The sequence below is a fragment of the Acidiphilium sp. PA genome (assembly GCF_026191915.1).
Classification (GTDB): domain Bacteria; phylum Pseudomonadota; class Alphaproteobacteria; order Acetobacterales; family Acetobacteraceae; genus Acidiphilium.
This window is the reverse complement of the sequence record NZ_JAIMBY010000001.1, coordinates 358,340-376,966: the sequence shown is the minus strand read 5'-3', so window position 1 is coordinate 376,966 and position 18,627 is coordinate 358,340. Positions and strand designations below refer to the sequence as shown.

Here is an 18,627-nt window from a genome sequence, read left to right as displayed (position 1 = left end):
ATGGTGAACGAAGCGGATCAGGGTGGGACGTTGTTCGGTGAGTTCAAGCGATTTGCGCGCACGTCCGGTGCGGTTTCGGGCATTGCGGCGCGGGTGGCGGGCGAGCGGATGTTCGGCATCAAGACCGATCGGTCGCGCCATGCCGAGGATCTGAAAACCATTCTCGGCGGCCTGAAGGGGCCGATGATGAAGGTCGCGCAGATACTTACGACAATTCCCGATGCGCTGCCCGAGGAATACGCGAGGGAGCTCGCGCAGTTGCAGGCCAATGCGCCGGCGATGGGCTGGGTGTTCGTGCGCCGGCGGATGGCGGCGGAGCTCGGTGCTGACTGGGAGAGCAAATTCAAGTCGTTCGGCCGCGAGGCGGCGGCGGCGGCGAGCCTGGGGCAGGTGCACCGCGCGACCCTGCCGGATGGCAGGGATGTTGCGTGCAAGCTGCAATACCCGGACATGCCCAGCACGGTCGAAGCCGATCTGCGCCAGTTGAAGCTGGCGATGGCGGTGTACAAGCGGATGGATAATGCGATCCATCAGGACGATATCTATGTCGAACTTGCGACGCGGTTGCGCGAGGAACTCGATTATGAGCGCGAGGCGGCGCAGACGCGGCTGTATACCGTGATGCTCGACGGGCAGCCCGACATCGTGATTCCGACGCCGATTCCCGATTATTCCACCAAGCGGCTGCTGACGATGAACTGGCTGACCGGCACGGGCATGCAGGCGTGGCTCGATACCGACCCCGATCAGGAGAGCCGCAACCGGATCGCCAAGGCGCTGTTCCGGGCGTGGTATGTGCCGTTTTACCGGTTCGGCGTGATCCATGGCGATCCGCATCTGGGCAATTATCAGGTCAATCCGGCGGGCGGGATCAATCTGCTCGATTTCGGCGCGATCCGGGTGTTCCGGTCGAACTTCGTGGCGGGTGTGATCGAATTGTTCGAGGCGATCCGCAACAACGACGACGAGCATGCGTATCATGCCTACAAGATCTGGGGGTTTACCGACATCACCAAGGAGAAGCTCGACGTCTTGAACGATTGGGCCCGCTTCCTCTATGAGCCGCTGATGCAGGACCGCGTGCGACCGATCCAGGAGACCAACGATGTCACCTATGGCCGCAGCGTGGCCGAGCGGGTGCATGAGGGGCTGAAGCGCACCGGTGGTGTGCGGCCGCCGCGCGAGTTCGTGCTGATGGATCGCTCGGCGATCGGGCTCGGCAGCGTGTTTCTGCGCCTGCGGGCGGAACTCAACTGGCAGCAATTGTTCCACGAGACGGTGGCGGATTTCGACGAGGCTTCGCTCGATGCGCGCCAGGGCGAAGCACTGGCCACGGCCGGCGTGCCGAAGCCGCTCTGACATGGCTGTTCTGCAGCGGGGCCTGCGCGGCGGGCTGATGGCGCGGGCGTATCGCAAGATACTGCACTCGTGGTATCTGAACGACCTTGCGTTCGACGTGCGGCTGCATGCGAAACGTGAAGCTGTGGCCTACATCATCGAGCACATGCAGGCGGCGATGATGTTGCGTGACCGCTTCGCGCTGCTGCGGTTCGCGCTGGCACGGGCACCGGCGGAGGGGCTGGTGCTGGAATTTGGCGTGGAGAAGGGATTGTCGATCACGTGCCTCGCGAATGCGACGCCGCGCGTGGTGCACGGGTTCGATAGTTTCCAGGGCCTGCCTGACGATTGGTCCGGCACGGCGGCGCCGCGCGGCACGTTCGACCGCCAGGGCGCGCCGCCGAAGGTGCCGGGCAATGTGCATTTGCACATCGGCTGGTTCGATGCGACGATTCCGCCGTTTCTGGCGGGTTCGGATGCGACGGTCGCGCTGTTGCACATCGACTGCGATATCTATTCCTCGACGAAAACGATTTTCACGCTGCTGGGGCCGCGGATCGTGCCGGGCACGGTGATCGTGTTCGATGAGTATTTCAATTATCCGGGGTGGCGCCAGCATGAATACAAGGCGTTTCAGGAGTTCTGCGCCGAAACCGGCCGGAGCTACCGGTATTGCGGCTACGCCGGTGAGAAGGGGCATGTCGCCGTCGTGATGGAATAGGGCCGGCGCATCGGCGCCGCCGCGGCCCGGACCCCGATAAACAAAAGTTTTTTGCTTCTTTTTTAAAAAAAAGAAGTCATTCCCGCCTAACCCGCCTGTGCCGAAGCCTCGCTGCGGGTCGCACCGACGCGGGCGGCGAGGGAGGCGGCCATGAATTCGTCGAGATTGCCGTTCAGCACCGATTCGGGGTTGCCGCTTTCCCAGTTGGTGCGAAGGTCCTTGACGAGCTGGTAGGGGGCGAGGACGTAGGAGCGGATCTGGTGGCCCCAGCCGATGTCGCGTTTGCTGGATTCGGTGGCGGCGCTGGCGGCTTCGCGGCGCTGGAGTTCGGCCTCGTACATCCGGGCTTTCAGCATGGCCATGGCGGTGGCGCGGTTGCGGTGCTGGGAGCGGTCGGTCTGGCAGGCCACGATGATCCCCGACGGGATGTGGGTGATGCGGATGGCGCTTTCGGTCTTGTTGACGTGCTGGCCGCCGGCGCCGGAGGCACGATAGGTATCGATCTTGAGATCGGACGGGTCGATTTCGATTTCGATCGTGTCGTCGATCACGGGATAGACCCAGACGCTGGCGAAACTGGTCTGGCGGCGGGCGTTGGCGTCGAATGGGGAGATGCGCACCAGACGGTGGACGCCGGCTTCGGTTTTCAGCCAGCCGTAGGCGTTGGCGCCGGTGATCTGCAGGGTGACGGATTTGATGCCGGCCTGTTCGCCTTCGGACTGGTCGAGCATGGCGACCTTGTAGCCATGCTGTTCGGCCCAGCGGGTGTACATGCGCATGAGCATTTCGGCCCAATCCTGCGCTTCGGTGCCGCCGGCACCGGCGTTGATTTCCATATAGGCGTCGTTGGCATCGGCCTCGCCAGAGAGCAGGCTTTCGATTTCGCGGCGCTTTGCGTCCTCGGCGAGGCGTTTGAGGGCGGCTTCGGCTTCGGCCACGAGGGCTTGATCGCCCTCGGCTTCCGCGAGTTCGGCCAGCATGACGGCATCTTCGGTGTCACGCTCGATCGCGCGCACCGCATCGGTCTGGGTGGCGAGGCGGGTACGTTCGCGCAGCACGGCCTGGGCTGCCGCGGCGTCGTTCCAGAGTTGCGGGTCTTCGGCCTGGGAGTTCAGACGGTCGAGTTTGTCGAGTGCGGCATCCCAGTCAAAGATGCCTCCTCAGCAGGGCCACGCTTTGCGTGATCTGCTCGGCAAGGGCGAGGGTTTCGGCGGACATTGATTTTTGGTTCCAGAATTGCGGAAGCTGCGGCTAATACAGCCCGCCCAGGGATTTGTCGACACTGGCGGGGGCGGCGGGCGCGCCGGCCGGCGCCGGGGTGGCCGCATTGGCGCCGGCCGTGCTGCCATCGGCGGCCGGGTTGAAATCGTGTTGCGCGGACTGGCCGGCGCTGTTGGCCAGCGGGCCGCCGAGGCCGAGCGGATTGTCGGCGACGAGGCCGAGATTCGACTGGCTGCCCGGAACCTGGCCGGGTTTGAACGCTTCGGTGACGGTCTGACTGCCGAACGAGACGCGCGCGAGCGTCATGCCCGGCGGGGTGGGAAAATCGATCACCGGCTGGCCCTTGAGGGCGACTTTCATGAACTGGTTCCAGGCCGGGCCGCAGACATTGCCGCCGGTCTGGTTGGGGCCGAGGTCGCGCGGCGTGTCGTAGCCGATCCAGCAGCCGGTGACCATTTGCGGCACGAAGCCGAGGAACCAGGCATCGTTGAAATTGTTGGTCGTGCCGGTCTTGCCGGCGATCGGGCGGTTGAGGCCGGCGACGGCGGGGACGCCGGTGCCGTGTTCGACCACGTTCCGCATCATCATGATGACCTGATAGACGCTGTCGGGGTTGGCGAGCCGCGCGCCGGGGCGGTTCAGGACCGGCAACTGGCTCGCCGAGCCATCCATGCAGTTGGCGCAGGACTGGTCGGGCGCCTGGTAGAGGATGTGGCCGTCAGGGGCGGTGACGCTGTCGATCAAAGAGGGTTCGACCTGCCGGCCGTATTCATCGAGGGCCGCGTAGCCGCGCACCATGCGCCAGAGCGTGGTATCGAGCGCGCCGATCGCGGCCGGGTAGATCAGCGGCATGTGGTGGACGATGCGGAATTTCTCGAAATTCGCGGCGACGTTGGCAAGGCCGACGCGGCGGACCAGATGCAGGGTGGCGAGGTTGAGCGATTGCTCGATCGCGTAGAACACCGGCACCGGGCCGAGGAAGCTCATTTCGTAATTGCCGGGCCGGTACAATTGACCATCGGCGAGGCGCTGGGTGAAGGGCGCATCGAGTATGGTGGCGTCCGGCTGGATGCCGGCCTGCATGGCGGTGAGATAGTCGAACGGTTTGACGCTGGAGCCGGGCTGGCGGTGCGCCTGGGTGGCCCGGTTGTATGGGCTCATCCGGTTGCTCCAGCCGCCGACCATGATGCTGACGCGGCCGGTTTCGGGGTCCATGCTCAGCATCGATCCCTCGACCACGGGGATTTGTTCGAGCGAGACGGTGCCGCCCTTGGCCGGTTTGTGCGGGTCGATCATGATGACGTCGCCGGGTTTGAGCATCTGGCCGACCGAGCGGAGCAGCGGGCCGGGGTGGCCGTTGACCAGCGGGCGACCCCATTGCAGGGCGGCGAGGGTGAGGGTGCCGGTGTGGGTGGCGGCGGCGTTGTCAGCCGTGATCCAGCCGATATGGGCGACGGCAGGGGTTTCGCTGACGACGACGCCGAGGCGCCAGCGGCGGCGCAGCCCGGCCGGGGTGGTCTGTTTGGCGAGGGCCGCGGCCCAATCGTTCGACAGGTCCGTCGTGTTCAGCCGGGTGACGGGGCCGTGGTAGAAGCCGAATTCGTGGTCGTAGGCTTCCAGCCGGTCGCGCATCGCATCCATCGCGGTGGTCTGCAGGCGGGGATCGAGGCTGGTGCGGACGATCAATCCGCCTTCCATCGTGGTCTTTTCGCCGAACATCTGGACCAGCTGGGCCTCGACGGCGTTGATGAAATAGCCCGCGCCGGGCACCGGGCGGGTGCCGGCGGCGGCTTTCGGCAGCAAGGGCGAGGCGATCGCGGCCTGGGCTTCGGCGCTGGTGATCACGCCGTCGTCGCGCATGCGCCCGATCACCCAGTTGCGCCGGTTGAGCGCGCGCCTGGGGTGCAGGAAGGGGTTGTAGTTGGTCGGCGCCTTGGGCAGGCCGCCCAACGTTGCGGCTTCGGCGATGGTGAGTTTGGACAGGGGCTTGTCGAAATAGGCTTCGGCCGCGGCGGCGACGCCCCAGGCGTTCTGGCCGAGATAGATTTCGTTGAGATAGAGGGTCAGGATGCGTTTTTTGCTCATGGCGCGGTTGACGCGCAGGGCGAGGATGGCTTCCTTGATCTTGCGGGCGAAATCGATCCGGTTGTCGAGCAGCATGTTCTTGACCACCTGCATCGTGATGGTCGAGGCGCCCAGGGGCCGTTCGTGGCTGCCGATGCGCGTCATGTCGACCAGGCCGGCGCGGACGATGGCCAGCGGGTCGATGCCGGGTTCGGTCCAGAAATTGCGGTCCTCGGCGGAGATGAAGGCGCGCGAGACGAGTTGCGGGATGCGGTCGTAAGGCACGTAGATGCGGTGCTGGGTGCCGAGGGCGGCGATCAGGCGGAGATTGTCGGCGTAGATGCGGGTTTCGAGGGGCGGTTCGTAGTGGCGCAGCTTGGCGACGCTCGGCAGGCCATTGCTGAAATAGAGGAAGACGCCGCCGCCGAGCACTACGGCGGCGACGATGCCCACGAGCGCGAGGCGGTAGATGCCGCGCGCGAGAACGCCGCCCGCGACGCGCGCGAGTCCGGGCCGCTGCTTGCGCGGGCGTTTCGGCGCCGGGGCACCTTTGGTGCGCGGCGTTTTGTCCTTGGCCAGGCGATCGCCGGCTTTCAATGGTCCAGGCATGGCGCGCTCCTTAGCACCCTCTATGTAAGGGTGCGAGCATCACTATGAACCATCAAACGGTTAAATATCGGCAACCAGAAGCCACTGCCGGCCATGCTGGCGCGCCGTGCGAGGCCGGCGGGACCATTCGACCGCGCGCGGCGCCTTGCGGAACCGGGTCCCCTTGGTTATACGCCTCCCCAACGGAGTATAGCTCAGCCTGGTAGAGCACTGTGTTCGGGACGCAGGGGCCGGAGGTTCGAATCCTCTTACTCCGACCATCGCATGGTCGACTGGTTTCAATGCGGATGGGTGATCAACGTCGTCCCGCAGGGGCGTTGACCGCCGGCGGCAGCCGGGCTTTGGCGAAGGTGATCGCCGCAATCGTGATGATCGAGGCCAGGGCGAGGTAGAGACCCGGGCTGCGGGGATCGCCGGTCTGCGCGATCAGCCAGGTGTTGATGAACGGGGCGAAGCCGCCGAACAGCGCGATGCCGATGGCATACCCCACCGACAGACCGATGCCGCGATGCCTGATGGGGAAGACCATGCCCATGAAGCCGGTCAGGGGCGCGTTGTAGGGCAGGCCGATGATTGTGAAGGTCAGCGGGATCAGGAACAGCGCAATCGCGCCCGGCCAGATGCCGAGCAGGATGAAGGCGGGATATCCTGCCGCCATCATCGCGATGCAGGATATGATCATGTCGCGGCTGCGGTGCGACGTGTCGAACCGGCGGGCGATCAGCAGGCGCAGCGGCACGATGGCCAGGGTTGCGATATAGAGCAGCACGATCGCGCCGAGCGCCTTGCCCTGGGTCATGTGCAGCTGGGTTGCGGCATAGGTGGGCAGATAGACGATCAGATAGGTCTGGGCGGTGCCGATCGCGACCATGCCGGCCGCGATGGCGATGCCGCCGGCGGTGGAGGGTTCGCGCACGGGGGGCTCGGCCGGGTCGTGCTGCTGGGCGATGAAGCCGGGCGCATCGACCAGCCGGCGGCGCAGCACGATCGCGACCGGTCCGGCCAGCGTGCCGAGGGCGAAGGCGATGCGAAAGCCCCAATGCGCGAACGCGGCGTTCGACAGGGCGAGGCTCAACCCGTAGGCGACCGCGGCGGCGCACAGGCCCGCGACATTCTGGCTGGTGCCCTGCCAGCTTGCGGCGTGGCTCTCGCGGCCGGGTGAATGCTCGATCATCAGCGCGGTTGCGCTGCCGAACTCGCCGCCGAGCGCGAAGCCCTGGATCAGGCGGGCCAGCAGGATGCCGAGCGGGGCCAACAGGCCGATGGTGGCGCGCGGCGGCATCACGGTGATCAGCGCGCTGGCCAGGGTCATCAACGAGACGGCGAGGATCATGCAGGCGGTGCGGCCGCGCCGGTCGGCGAACGCGCCGAGGATGACGGCACCGACCGGGCGGGCGAGGAACGATACGCCGAAAGTGCCGAAGGTGAGCAGGAGTTTGGTCGTGGCGTCGTGACCGGGAAAGAACGCCGTGGCGAGATCGGTCGCGAAGAAGCCGTAGATGAAGAAATCGTAGAACTCGAGCGCGTTGCCGATCGAGGCGCCGAGGATCATGACGGTGCGGCTCACGGTCGGCGCTGCGGTGGGGTTTGACGATGCGACATCCATGGGCGCGTCCTTCGGGTGCGGGGCGGTGCCAGCATGCCCGGTATTGCCGTGGTTTGCCAATGCGATAGGGCGTGGCGATCGGGGCCTGGCGTCTGCCGCGGAGGTGGGGTTGCCGCCTTGTCATTTTTCGGTAGAAGGCGCGAAGCAGGGCAGGGTGGCTGCCGCAGCGCATCAGGGGGAAGATGATGTCCGACACACGCGGGTCCATGACCGAGCCCGATATCGCGACCGCGCGCAAGGTGGTGATCGCGGCATTTCTGGGCTGGACGCTCGATGCGTTCGATTTTTTCATTCTGATCTTCACGTTCGGCGCGGTTGCCAAGACGTTCCATGTCGGCATCACGGCGGTGACCGTCGCGATCACGCTGACGCTCGCGATGCGGCCGGTGGGCGCGCTGTTGTTCGGCCGCCTCGCGGATCGGTACGGGCGGCGGCCGATGCTGATGGTCAACATCGTGGCGTTTTCACTGTTCGAACTGGCGACCGGCTTCGCGCCGAGCCTGATCGCCTTCATGATCCTGCGCGCGCTGTATGGCATTGCGATGGGGGGTGAATGGGGGATCGGCTCGTCGCTGACCATGGAGAGCATTCCGGCGCGCTGGCGGGGCTGGGTGTCCGGCCTGCTGCAATCGGGGTATCCGGCGGGGTATTTTCTGGCGACCGTGCTGTTCGGGTTTGCGTTTCCCTATGTCGGGTGGCGGGGGATGTTCATCATCGGGGCGTTTCCGGCGCTGCTGGTGCTGTATATCCGCTCCTCGGTGCCGGAGAGTCCGGTCTGGCGCGAGATGGCGCGCCAGCCGCGGGTGCCGGTATCCACCGTGTTGCGCAAGCATCTGGGTCTGACCGTCTATGCGGTGATCCTGATGATGGCGTTCAACTTCTTTTCGCATGGTTCGCAGGATCTGTATCCGAGCGCGTTCCTGGGCAAGCAGCATCATTTCAGCCACGCAACCATTACCACGATCGCGCTGATCTATAATCTGGGCGCGATGATCGGCGGCATCGCCTTCGGCCTGCTGTCGCAGAAGATCGGGCGGCGCCTGACGATTGGCATTGCGGCCGGGCTTGCGATTCCGTTGATCCCGCTCTGGGCGTTCTCGATGACGCCGGTGATGCTCGGTCTCGGCGCGTTTTTGATGCAGATCTGCGTGCAGGGTGCCTGGGGCGTGATTCCGGTGCATCTGAACGAATTGTCGCCCAAGGAAATTCGCGCGACCTTCCCGGGCTTTGTGTATCAGCTTGGCAATTTCCTCGCTTCGTACAACGCGACGTTGCAGGCGAGTTTTGCGGCCTCGCACGGGCATAATTATGGATTGGCAATGGCCTGGGTGATCGGCATCGTGGCCGTGGTGATCGTGGTGCTGATGCTGTTCGGCCCGGAATCCAAGGATGTTTCGATGGCCCATAGTTAGCGGTATGGTCTGGCGGCGGGCGACGCCAGTGATTGCCGTTTTCACCCCGGTGGTTTATCGATAATCCTCCGGGGTGCTTCCGAACGGTACTCAGGGGATATGATAGCGCTATCATGATGCGAAGGCCGGTTGACCGTCCAGCAACCGGTTGGTGATGAGAAAAGACTGTCCGCCGGTAACGGCTGAACGAGCAACGGAGGAAACGACAATGAGTGCGACCAGCATGGCCGGCCCGATCGGCAATTCCCGATGGTTTCGACTGATCCCGATCGCGATGATCGTTTATATCATTTCGTTCATGGACCGAACCAATATCGCCTACGCCTTCGCGGGCATCGGGCATGATTTCCATACCACCAAGGCGCAGGAAGGCACTGCCGGCGGTATTTTCTTCGTGGGCTACGTGTTGCTGCAGATTCCCGGCGGCTGGCTCGCCGAACGGTGGTCGGCGAAGAAATTCGTCGCCATCATGATCTGTTTCTGGGGGCTGATGGCGCTCGCCTGCGGGTTTGCCGAGAACTTCACCCAACTGGTCATCGCGCGCTTCTTCCTCGGGGTTGCCGAAGGCGGCATCTGGCCGGCGACGCTGGTGCTGCTGAGCCACTGGTTCCCGGTGCAGGAGCGCGCCCGCGCCTATGGGTTCTGGATCGCCAATCTCGCGATTTCCTCGATCATCACCCAGCCGCTGTCGGGCTACATCATCTCGATGTCGGACTGGCGGACGCTGTTTTTCGTGGAAGGCGCGCTGCCCTTCATCATTGCGCTGCCGCTCTGGCTGATCTTCATCAAGGATCGTCCGGAAGATGCCTCGTGGTGCCTGCCGCCGGAGCGTGACTACATCAACCGCTCGATCGCGCAGGACCGGGCGAACGAGCCGGTGCCGGGCCCGTTCTCGAGCATTTTCAAATCCGCGACCGTCTGGCGCCTGGTTGCGGTGTATTTCCTGGTGCAGATCGGTTTTTACGGGCTGAACATGTGGATGCCGACCCTGCTGAAAACCCTGACCCATGCCGGGTTCGGCGCGGTCGGGTTGATTGCCATGCTGCCCTATATCGTCGCCGCGATCATGCTGTTCGCGAACGGCTGGTGGGCCGATCGCGACCGGCGGTATTCGTGGCATGTGTTCCTGCCGATGATGCTCGCCTCGATCAGCCTGATCCTGTCGGTCACGATCGGCAGTTCGATGATCGTGCTGTCGATCGTGTTTCTGTGCCTCTCGATGGGCGGGGCGTTGTCATACGACGGTCCGTTCTGGGCCGCGGCGTCGCGCACCCTGCCGGTTGCCCTGGTGGGTGGTGCGATGGGGTTGATCAACGCGCTCGGGAATCTGGGTGGGTATCTGGGTCCGTTCCTTGGCGGGTATCTGCAGGATGTGACGGGTAATTTCTATGCCACCGCCATTCTGTTCGCGCTGTCGCTGTTCGCGGCGGGGCTGCTGATGCTCACGATCAATGTGCGCGATGTGGCACCCCGCGTGCGGATGCCGATGGGCAAGCCCGCAGAATGAAGCACTACACCATCGCCAGCGTGCCTGGCGACGGCATCGGCCCCGAGGTGATCGGGGCCGGTGTCGCGGTGTTGCAGGCCCTGGCGCAGCACAGCAACCGTTTCAGCCTCGATGTCACGCCGTTCGATTACGGATCGGACCATTACCGCAAACATGGCGTCATGATGCCGGCGGATGCGCTCGATCGGTTGCGCGGGTTCGATGCGATCTATTTCGGTGCGGTCGGCGCGCCGGACATTCCTGATCACATCACGCTGTGGGGGTTGCGCCTCGCGATCTGTCAGGGGTTCGATCAATACGCCAATGTCCGTCCGACGCGGATTTTGCGGGGTCTGCGCTCGCCGCTGCGCGATTGCACCCCCGCCGACCTCGACTGGGTGATCGTGCGCGAGAACAGCGAGGGCGAATATGCCGGGCAGGGCGGGCGTTCACATCGCGGCCATCCCGAGGAGGTCGCGACCGAGGTTTCGATTTTCACGCGTGCCGGTGTCGCGCGGATCATGCGGTTCGCGTTTGAACTGGCACGGTCGCGACCGCGCAAGCATATCACGGTGGTGACCAAATCCAACGCGCAGCGCCACGGCATGGTGCTGTGGGATGAGATCGCTTCCAGCACCGCCGCCGAATATCCTGACGTGACGTGGGACAGGATGCTGGTCGATGCCATGACGGTGCGGATGGTGCATGACCCTGCCAGCCTCGATGTCATCGTCGCGACCAATCTGCACGCGGATATCTTGTCCGATCTGGCGGCGGCGCTGGCCGGTTCGATCGGCATTGCGCCCACCGCCAATCTCAACCCGGACCGGACCTATCCTTCGATGTTCGAGCCGATCCATGGTTCGGCGTTCGACATCACCGGCAAGGGCATTGCCAATCCGGTCGGTGCGTTCTGGACCGCGGCACAGATGCTCGAGCATCTGGGTGAGGCGGATGCCGCCGCCCGGTTGATGGACGCGGTCGAACAGGTGACCGCGGACGGTGTGCGCACCCGCGATCTGGGTGGTGAGGCGACCACGATCGCGGTGACGCGGGCGGTGATCGCCGCGATCGAGGCCGGGCACACCTGACGGGTTGCGCCGGGCACCCCACATCCAAGTCAGGATATCGGTCGTATCGACGATAGAGAGATGAAGGGGACGCATTCGATGATGAAACTCGGTCGCCGTACCGTGCTGGCCGCGACGCCGGCCCTGCTCGCCGGTTGTACGCTCGATACCAGTTCCTACCCGTACCCGCCGTTGCGGCATGCCTCGGTCGATCTCGGCCGGTTCATGGGCAGGTGGTACATCATTGGCCACATCCCGTATTTCGCCGAGCGGAACTACGTCGGCTCCTATGCGGTCTATACCGAGCGGGGGGCTGGCGCGATCGATGACCAGTATAACGCCTATCCGAAATCGTTCGATGCGAAATTGTTCCAGTTCACCTCGATCGATCACGTCGAGCCGGGGACCGACAACGGGGTGTGGCGGGTGACGGCGCTGGGCGGTTCGATCGGTGTGCCCTATGTGATCATGCATATCGAGCCGGATTATTCCGCCTTCATGGCGGGGTTTCCCAACCGCTCGCTGGGCTGGATTTTCGCGCGGGGCAAACGCATGAACCCTGCGGTGTATCGGTCCATGCTCGAGCGGTTCTATCATCAGGGTTACGACGCACGGCAGTTCCGGCTTGTGGCGCAATTTCCTTCGGACATCGGCAAGCCCGGGTTCGAAAAAGTGACGTAGCCGGCGCGAGGCTTGCCTGACCGGGGCGGTTGCCTCCATAAACGCCGCAACATTTCGAGGCGTCTGATGAGCGAAGCCCAACCACCGCGTTCCATTGCCGGCCGTATCGCGTTGCTGCTGTGGCGGCTGGTCAAGATCGTGGTGTTCACCCTCGGCGTGATCCTGCTGCTGGTCATTCTCGTCTCGGGTGCTGCGGTGCGGCATTTCGAGGCGAGCCGGGTCAAGCCGCTGCCGGGACAATTTGCGCTGGTGCTGGATTTGACGCATCCGCCGGCCGATGCGCCGCGCGAGCCGGCGTGGATGAATTTCGACGGCACCGCCCGGCCCAATCTGGTCGAGACGGTCGAGGCGATCGACCGCGCCGGGCATGATGATCGGGTCAGCGGGATCGACATCGAACTCGGCAGCGCGTGCTGTTCGCTGACCACCGCCGAGGAGCTGCACAATGCGCTGGCACGGTTCCGCAGCGAGACCGGCAAGCCGGTGGTCGCGCGGGCCATGTCGCTCGATGGGGCTGCCGGGCTTGGCGCCTATGTGGTGGCGAGCGCGGCGAGCCGGATCGAGCTTTCGGCGGCCGGTGATTTCGGGGTGACCGGGCTTGCGCTGCAGACGCCGTTCGCCGCGGATCTGTTGAAGACGGTCGGGGTGTCCGCCCAGTTCGCCCATATCGGGAAATACAAGACCTATCCGCAGATGTATACGCGCTCGGCACCGTCGCGGGCGAACAGCGCGATGCTCGATAGCCTGGCCGGATCGCTGTATCGGTCGGCGATCGCGCCGATTGCGGCACGGCTGCACCAGAGCCCGGATCAGGTGAAGGCGCTGATCGATCAGGCGCCGCTCAGCCCGGATCAGGCGAAGGCGGATCATCTGATCGATGCGGTGCTGCCGCTCGATGCGCGGATCGACCATTTCAAGGGGCGCACGGCGAGTCTCGCGCGCTATGTGGCCGATGCGCCGAAACCGGCGGTGGGTGCGACCAAGGTGGCGCTGATCGTGGCCAGCGGCGATATCGAGGCGCCTTCGGCCAGCGGGGATTCCGACAAGATCGATCCGCGCCGGCTTGCCGATGAAATCAGCGATGCGCTGGGTAATCAGTCGATCAAGGCGATCGTGCTGCGGCTGAACACGCCGGGCGGCACGGTGACCGGTTCCGCGCTGATCGGAGCGGAGGTGGCGCGCGCGCAGGCGGTGCACAAGCCGCTGATCGTCTCGATGGGCGCGCTCGATGCCTCGGGCGGCTATTGGGTTTCGAGCCATGGCAGCGTGCTGATCGCCGACCCGGCGACGCTGACCGGCTCGATCGGCGTGCTCGGCGGCAAGCTGAGTTTCGGCGGTCTGCTCGGCAAGATCGGGGTGACGGTCGCGGGGGCGTCGCGCGGGGCGAATGCGTTGTTCGACAGCCCGACCACGGCGTGGACACCGGCGCAGCTGGCCAATCTGCAGGGCATGCTCAAGCTCGACTACCAGCAATTCGTCGGCTGGGTGGCATCCGGGCGGCACATGACGCCGGCGCAGATCGATGCGATCGGCCAGGGGCGCGTCTGGACCGGGGTGCAGGCCAAGCAGCGCGGGCTGGTCGATCAGATCGGCGGGTATCATACCGCCTTCGATGCGGTGCGCGCCGCGCTCCGCCTGCCGGTGCACGCGCCGCTCGACATTACCGACGGCAACGCCCGGCCGGGTCTTCATGCGCTGCTGGCGCGCGCCTTGCAGCGGGCGAACCCGCTGGCGCTCGCCGCACTGCCGCCGCAATTGCGCGCCATCGTTGCGATGACGCGGCTGCACCGGCTGTCGATGCTGCCGATTACGATCCGCTGACGGCGGATCGACGGCGCTGCGGCGCCGGGTGCGAAGCGCGACAATCAACCGCTCGCGCTTGTCTATAGGAACAAAACAGAAACATAGTCGAGCGCGCGGTTTATCTGTTTATCATTCATTAACGATTCGGATTTGTTGCCGATAATGCCGACGTTTATTGTGATTCTCGGCATAAAACCCTTTGACGCCCATATTTGCCCATGATATCCCATGTTCACCCACGGCGAATCGGGTGCGATGGTTGATTCCTGGCATTCGACCGCTTGCAGCGAGGCATAACAGGCGAGACGAAAGGGCTTTGAAGAAGCCGCATGAGCCAATTTCTCGGCACCCACCAGAACCGGCTCGACGCGAAGGGACGGGTTTCGATCCCCGCCGCGTTCCGGGCCGAACTGCGCGGTGACGCCGAGCCGATCAAGCTGGTGTTTCGTCCCTCGCACAAACACGCCTGCATCGAGGCGTGGCCCGAGCCGATGTTCAAGACGCTGGCGGCGAAGCTCGACAATCTGCAGATTTTCAGCGACCAGCACGACGATCTCGCCGAGTTGATCTATGGCGATGCCTATAAGCTCGATGCCGACAAGGAGGGCAGGGTGCTGCTGCCCGAAAAACTGGTCCGCCATGCCGGACTGACCGATTCCGTGGTGTTCAAGGGTGTCGGTTCGACGTTTCAGATCTGGGAGCCCGCCGCCGCCGAGCGGCGCAGTGCCGCGGTGCGCGACCCGAGCCGGGCCGCGGGCATGACCTTGCCGTCCGGGATGGCGCTGTGAGCGGCCATGTTCCCGTCCTGCGCGACGAGGCGGTGGCGATGCTGGCCCCGCGCGACGGCGGCATCTATCTCGATGGCACGTTCGGGGGTGGCGGCTACAGCGCGGCCCTGCTGGAGGCGGCGCACTGCACCATCTGGGCGATCGATCGTGATCCGGCGGCGATCGTGCGGGGGGCGGCGCTGGCGGCCCGGTATCCCGACCGGCTGCATCTGATCGAGGGGCGGTTCGGCGATCTGCTCGATCTGCTGAAGGCGGCCGGTGTTGCGGCACTCGATGGCGCGGTGTTCGATTTCGGCGTGTCGTCCTATCAGATCGATGATCCGGCGCGCGGCTTTTCGTTCCGGGGCGATGGTCCGCTCGACATGCGCATGGGAGCGGCCGGGGAGACCGCGGCACAGATCGTCAATACCCGCAGTGAGGCCGAGCTTGCGGATATTCTGTATCAGTTCGGCGAGGAGCGCGCCTCGCGCCGGATTGCCGCGGCGATCGTGGCGCGGCGCGCGACGCAGGCGTTCGAAACCACCGCCGATCTTGCCGCGCTGATCCGCACCGTGGTCCGCCCGGATAAATCCGGCATCCATCCCGCCACGCGCAGCTTTCAGGCGTTGCGGATCGAGGTCAATCAGGAACTCGCCGAGATCGAGCGCGGGCTCGCGCAGGCGGCCTCGCTTCTGGCACCCGGCGGCCGCCTGGTTGCGGTTTCGTTTCATTCCCTGGAGGATCGCATGGTCAAGCGCTTCATGCAGGCCGCGTCCGGCCGCACCGCCGGGCCATCGCGCCATGATCCGTCCAGCATCCTGCCGACCGCGCTTGCCGCTTTCAAGCCGGTGACCAAGGGCGTGATCACGCCGGGTGAGGCCGAGGTCGCCGCCAACCCGCGGGCGCGGTCCGCCCGGCTGCGCGCGATCGAACGGGTGGCGGCATGATCCGCCCCGTCACCTTCGTGACCACGCTGATGGCGCTTTCGTCGGGGGCGTGGATGTTCGTGGTCAAGCATCAGGCTGAACAGCTCGATCGCCAGATCGGCGGTGTGACCAGCCAGATCCGCGCTTCCGAGCAGCGCATCCGGGTGTTGCGCGCCGAATGGGCGCTCGAGACCGATCCCAACCGCCTGACGCGGCTTGCCGCGATGTTCCTGCCCGAACTCAAGCCGATGGCGCCGGACCAGTTGGTGACGTGGTCGGAACTCGCCGACCGGTTGCCGCCGCCGGGTGCGACCGTGCCGCATCTGCCGCTGCCGCCGCCGCTGCCCGGCCAGTTGCCCGATGCGACCGCGGCATCCGGCCCGATCGCCTCGATCGCGCCGCCCTCGGCGGTGGTGCTGCCGCCGAACGCGGTTCCGGTCGCAACGCCCGCGCGGCCACAACCCGGCAATCGCGCGCCGGCCAGCGCTCCGACGCGCCTCGCCGCGGCGCGGCCGGTGACGCCGGCGCCGCAGCACCCGATCGTTCACCGGGTCGTGCTGCCGGTGGTGCATCATGCGCTGCCGAAAGCGGCGCATCCGGCATGGTCGCACCCGATTCCACTCGGCCAGTCGGTGCTGGCGCCGGTGCGCACGGTGCGCCCGATGGGCGCGCAGGTGATGACGATCAACGCGCAAGCCGCACCCATCGCCCCGCCGGTGCCGCAGCGCGTGTTCCACCCGGCGCGGCACCCGGCATCCGGCACTTCGACCTCGGTATTCGGGGGTTATGCCGCCGATCTGGCACCGCCCCGCCCGGTTGGCAGTACCGCGCCATGACCAAGGCGCCGCCCCCGGACCAGAGGCCGCCGCATGTTCCCCGGCGGTCGGGCGCGTGGAATACGGCGCGCAACCCGGGCGCGCCGGAGCAGGGCGCGACGCCGCGCATCGAGCATGTGCGCATCACCACGCCGGATCTGGCGCGCCGGGCCGCGCTGGGGGTGCTGCAGAAGCGCATGGTGTTCGGCCTGGTGGGGTTTCTGCTGATTTACGGTATTCTCGCGGGGCGACTGATCGATGTCTCGGTGATCAACCCGACCAGGCCGGACGCCGCGGCGATCGCCGCCGAGCTGCCGCGGACCAATATTTTGCTGCCGCCGCCCGCGCGGGCTGAAATCACCGATCGCAACGGGGTTATTCTCGCGGTCTCGCTGCCGGGTGCGGCGCTCTATGCCAACCCCAAGCAGATCGGCGACCCCGGTGAGGTCGCGCGCCAGATTGCCGCGGTGATCCCCGCGCTCGATCCCGGCTGGCTGGAGTCGCGCCTCGCGGATCGCAAGCGCGACTTCGTCTATCTCGATCGCGGCCTGACCGCTGCGCAGGAACTCGCGGTCAACCAGCTTGGCATTCCCGGCGTGTATTTCGAGGATATCGAGCATCGGCACTATCCGGAAGGCGATCTGGCCGCGCATATCCTGGGGGGTGTGACGCCGGATCAGCGCGGCATTGCCGGGGTCGAGCAGTATTTCAACAAATCCCTGACCGACGATCCGGCCGCGCCGCTGCGCCTGTCGATCGATATCGGCGCGGAGAGCATTGTGCGGCAGGAGACCCTGCAGGCGATGACCGATTACGATGGCATCGGCGCCTGCGGCATCGTGATTTCGGCGCGGACCGGGCGGGTGCTCGCGATGGCGAGCCTGCCCGACTACAGCGCCGGCGATCTGGGTTCGGCGCCCGCCAATGACCGGTTCAACCGCTGCGTCTCCGGCGATTACGAACCCGGTTCGGTGTTCAAGCTGATGACGCTGTCGATGGCGATCAACTCCGGCATGATCCATTACTGGGACCGGTTCGATACGACGCATCCGCTGCACGTCGGCCGCTTCACCGTGACCGATTTCGAGCCTGCTCACATCTGGATGGCGGTGCCGCATATTCTTGAAGTGTCGTCCAACATCGGTGCCTCGCGCATCGCGACGATCCTGGGGCCGGACATCCAGCGCGCCTGGCTCAAAAAGCTCGGCTTTTTCGGCAAGCCGCCGATCCAGCTGCCCGAGGCGCAGCCGGCGATGTATCACCCGAAATCGAGCTGGAAACTGCTCACCACCATGACCGTGAGCTTCGGCAACGGCATCGCGATGTCGCCGTTGCAACTGATTTCGGCGGTGGTACCGGTGGTCAATGGCGGGATTTACTACAAACCCTCGCTCGACGATGCCGGGCCGCCGCCCGCCGGTGTGCGCGTGATGAGTGCGAAAACCTCGCTGATCATGCGCAAGATGATGCGCAATGTCGTGGTGGCGCCGAACGGCACCGGTGTGTTTGCCCGCGTGCCGGGTTATCTGGTGGGGGGCAAGACCGGGACGGCGCAGGTGGTCGGGCCGGGCGGGCGCTACATGAAGCATCTGAACAACGCGTCGTTCATGGCGGCGTTTCCGATGACCAACCCGCGCTATGTGGTGTACGTGGTCGTGCTGCAGCCGCATGCGACCAAGAAGATGATGCCGTTCTGCCATGGCTTCACCACCGGCGGCTATGTCGCGGCGCCGGCGGTGGCCAAGATCATTGCCCGGATCGGTCCGATGCTCGGCATCATGCCGCGTTCGGGTGCGGCGCTTGCCAGCGCGCAGGCTGCCCTGTCGATCCCGGTCGATCCGGCCGCGCCGCCCGGCCGCCCGGCACTCGGGCCGGGGCATATGTTCCCGCCCGGGGCGAGCAAATACGCGTATATTCTGGCCGGTGAAAAACCGCCCGCGACGATCGATGAGGCGGCGCATGATGCGGCACTCGCCCGCACCGAAATGTGGCAGCCGCTGGGTGCCACGGCGGAGACCATCAGCGCGCCATCCGCCCCGATCATCGGCGGTGCCGTCTCGCACCAGACCATGAACGCCACCCCGCCGTTCACCCATGCGGGGGGATGA

The 18,627-nt window shown here is 65.5% G+C and carries 14 protein-coding genes and 1 tRNA gene; 12 read left to right on the top strand and 3 right to left on the bottom strand.

The genetic code is table 11. The annotated features are described in order from the left end of the window. Together AruPA_RS01765 and AruPA_RS01760 are read left to right on the top strand one after the other, a co-directional pair. Positions 1 to 1,359, top strand: coding sequence for an AarF/ABC1/UbiB kinase family protein (locus AruPA_RS01765; RefSeq protein ID WP_265634538.1), 1,359 nt, complete (start codon positions 1 to 3; stop codon positions 1,357 to 1,359). A gap of 1 nt (position 1,360) precedes the next feature. Further along, positions 1,361 to 2,059 carry a class I SAM-dependent methyltransferase gene (locus tag AruPA_RS01760; RefSeq protein ID WP_265634537.1) on the top strand — a complete coding sequence of 233 codons (699 nt, stop codon included), beginning with the start codon at positions 1,361 to 1,363 and terminating at the stop codon, positions 2,057 to 2,059. An 86-nt stretch (positions 2,060 to 2,145) separates the two neighbouring features. On the opposite strand, the gene prfB is transcribed toward AruPA_RS01760, so the two are convergent. Next, a protein-coding gene (gene prfB / locus AruPA_RS01755) for a peptide chain release factor 2 (RefSeq protein WP_265634536.1) occupies positions 2,146 to 3,277 on the bottom strand; the annotation gives its coding sequence in 2 pieces (ribosomal slippage) (positions 2,146 to 3,207 and positions 3,209 to 3,277; 1,131 coding nt in all). 33 nt (positions 3,278 to 3,310) lie between these two features. Then, positions 3,311 to 5,953: a penicillin-binding protein 1A gene (locus tag AruPA_RS01750; protein ID WP_265634535.1), complete on the bottom strand. Its 2,643-nt coding sequence runs from the start codon at positions 5,951 to 5,953 to the stop codon at positions 3,311 to 3,313. Positions 5,954 to 6,136: 183 nt separating this feature from the next. On the opposite strand from AruPA_RS01750, the gene AruPA_RS01745 reads away from it, so the two are divergent. Continuing rightward, positions 6,137 to 6,213, top strand: a tRNA-Pro gene (locus AruPA_RS01745). A 35-nt stretch (positions 6,214 to 6,248) separates the two neighbouring features. Here AruPA_RS01745 and AruPA_RS01740 read toward each other — a convergent pair. Beyond that, on the bottom strand, positions 6,249 to 7,559 hold the full coding sequence (locus AruPA_RS01740; protein WP_265634534.1) for an MFS transporter: 1,311 nt from the start codon (positions 7,557 to 7,559) through the stop codon (positions 6,249 to 6,251). Positions 7,560 to 7,744: 185 nt separating this feature from the next. Here AruPA_RS01740 and AruPA_RS01735 point away from each other — a divergent pair, with 185 nt between their 5' ends. The 9 genes from AruPA_RS01735 (at position 7,745) to AruPA_RS01695 (ending at position 18,627) form a co-directional block, all read left to right on the top strand. After that, positions 7,745 to 8,971 (top strand): MFS transporter, encoded by a 1,227-nt coding sequence (locus AruPA_RS01735; RefSeq protein WP_265634533.1) that lies wholly within the window; start codon positions 7,745 to 7,747, stop codon positions 8,969 to 8,971. A gap of 208 nt (positions 8,972 to 9,179) precedes the next feature. Then, positions 9,180 to 10,478, top strand: a complete 1,299-nt coding sequence (locus AruPA_RS01730) for an MFS transporter (protein ID WP_265634531.1) — start codon at positions 9,180 to 9,182, stop codon at positions 10,476 to 10,478. Further along, complete coding sequence (locus AruPA_RS01725; RefSeq protein WP_265634529.1) at positions 10,475 to 11,548, top strand: tartrate dehydrogenase; 1,074 nt, start codon at positions 10,475 to 10,477, stop codon at positions 11,546 to 11,548. The genes AruPA_RS01730 and AruPA_RS01725 overlap by 4 nt, the downstream gene beginning before the upstream one ends. A 78-nt stretch (positions 11,549 to 11,626) precedes the next feature. Then, positions 11,627 to 12,208, top strand: coding sequence for a lipocalin family protein (locus AruPA_RS01720; protein WP_265634528.1), 582 nt, complete (start codon positions 11,627 to 11,629; stop codon positions 12,206 to 12,208). A 66-nt stretch (positions 12,209 to 12,274) separates the two neighbouring features. Next, on the top strand, positions 12,275 to 14,029 hold the full coding sequence (locus AruPA_RS01715) for a S49 family peptidase (RefSeq protein WP_265634527.1): 1,755 nt from the start codon (positions 12,275 to 12,277) through the stop codon (positions 14,027 to 14,029). Positions 14,030 to 14,340: 311 nt separating this feature from the next. Further along, positions 14,341 to 14,799 (top strand): division/cell wall cluster transcriptional repressor MraZ, encoded by a 459-nt coding sequence (gene mraZ, locus AruPA_RS01710; protein WP_265634526.1) that lies wholly within the window; start codon positions 14,341 to 14,343, stop codon positions 14,797 to 14,799. A 38-nt stretch (positions 14,800 to 14,837) separates the two neighbouring features. Further along, positions 14,838 to 15,725, top strand: a complete 888-nt coding sequence (gene rsmH / locus AruPA_RS01705) for a 16S rRNA (cytosine(1402)-N(4))-methyltransferase RsmH (protein ID WP_408858566.1) — start codon at positions 14,838 to 14,840, stop codon at positions 15,723 to 15,725. Continuing rightward, on the top strand, positions 15,722 to 16,540 hold the full coding sequence (locus AruPA_RS01700) for a hypothetical protein (protein WP_265634524.1): 819 nt from the start codon (positions 15,722 to 15,724) through the stop codon (positions 16,538 to 16,540). The genes rsmH and AruPA_RS01700 overlap by 4 nt, the downstream gene beginning before the upstream one ends. After that, positions 16,537 to 18,627, top strand: coding sequence for a penicillin-binding protein 2 (locus AruPA_RS01695; protein WP_265634522.1), 2,091 nt, complete (start codon positions 16,537 to 16,539; stop codon positions 18,625 to 18,627). Before AruPA_RS01700 ends, AruPA_RS01695 begins: the two co-directional genes overlap by 4 nt.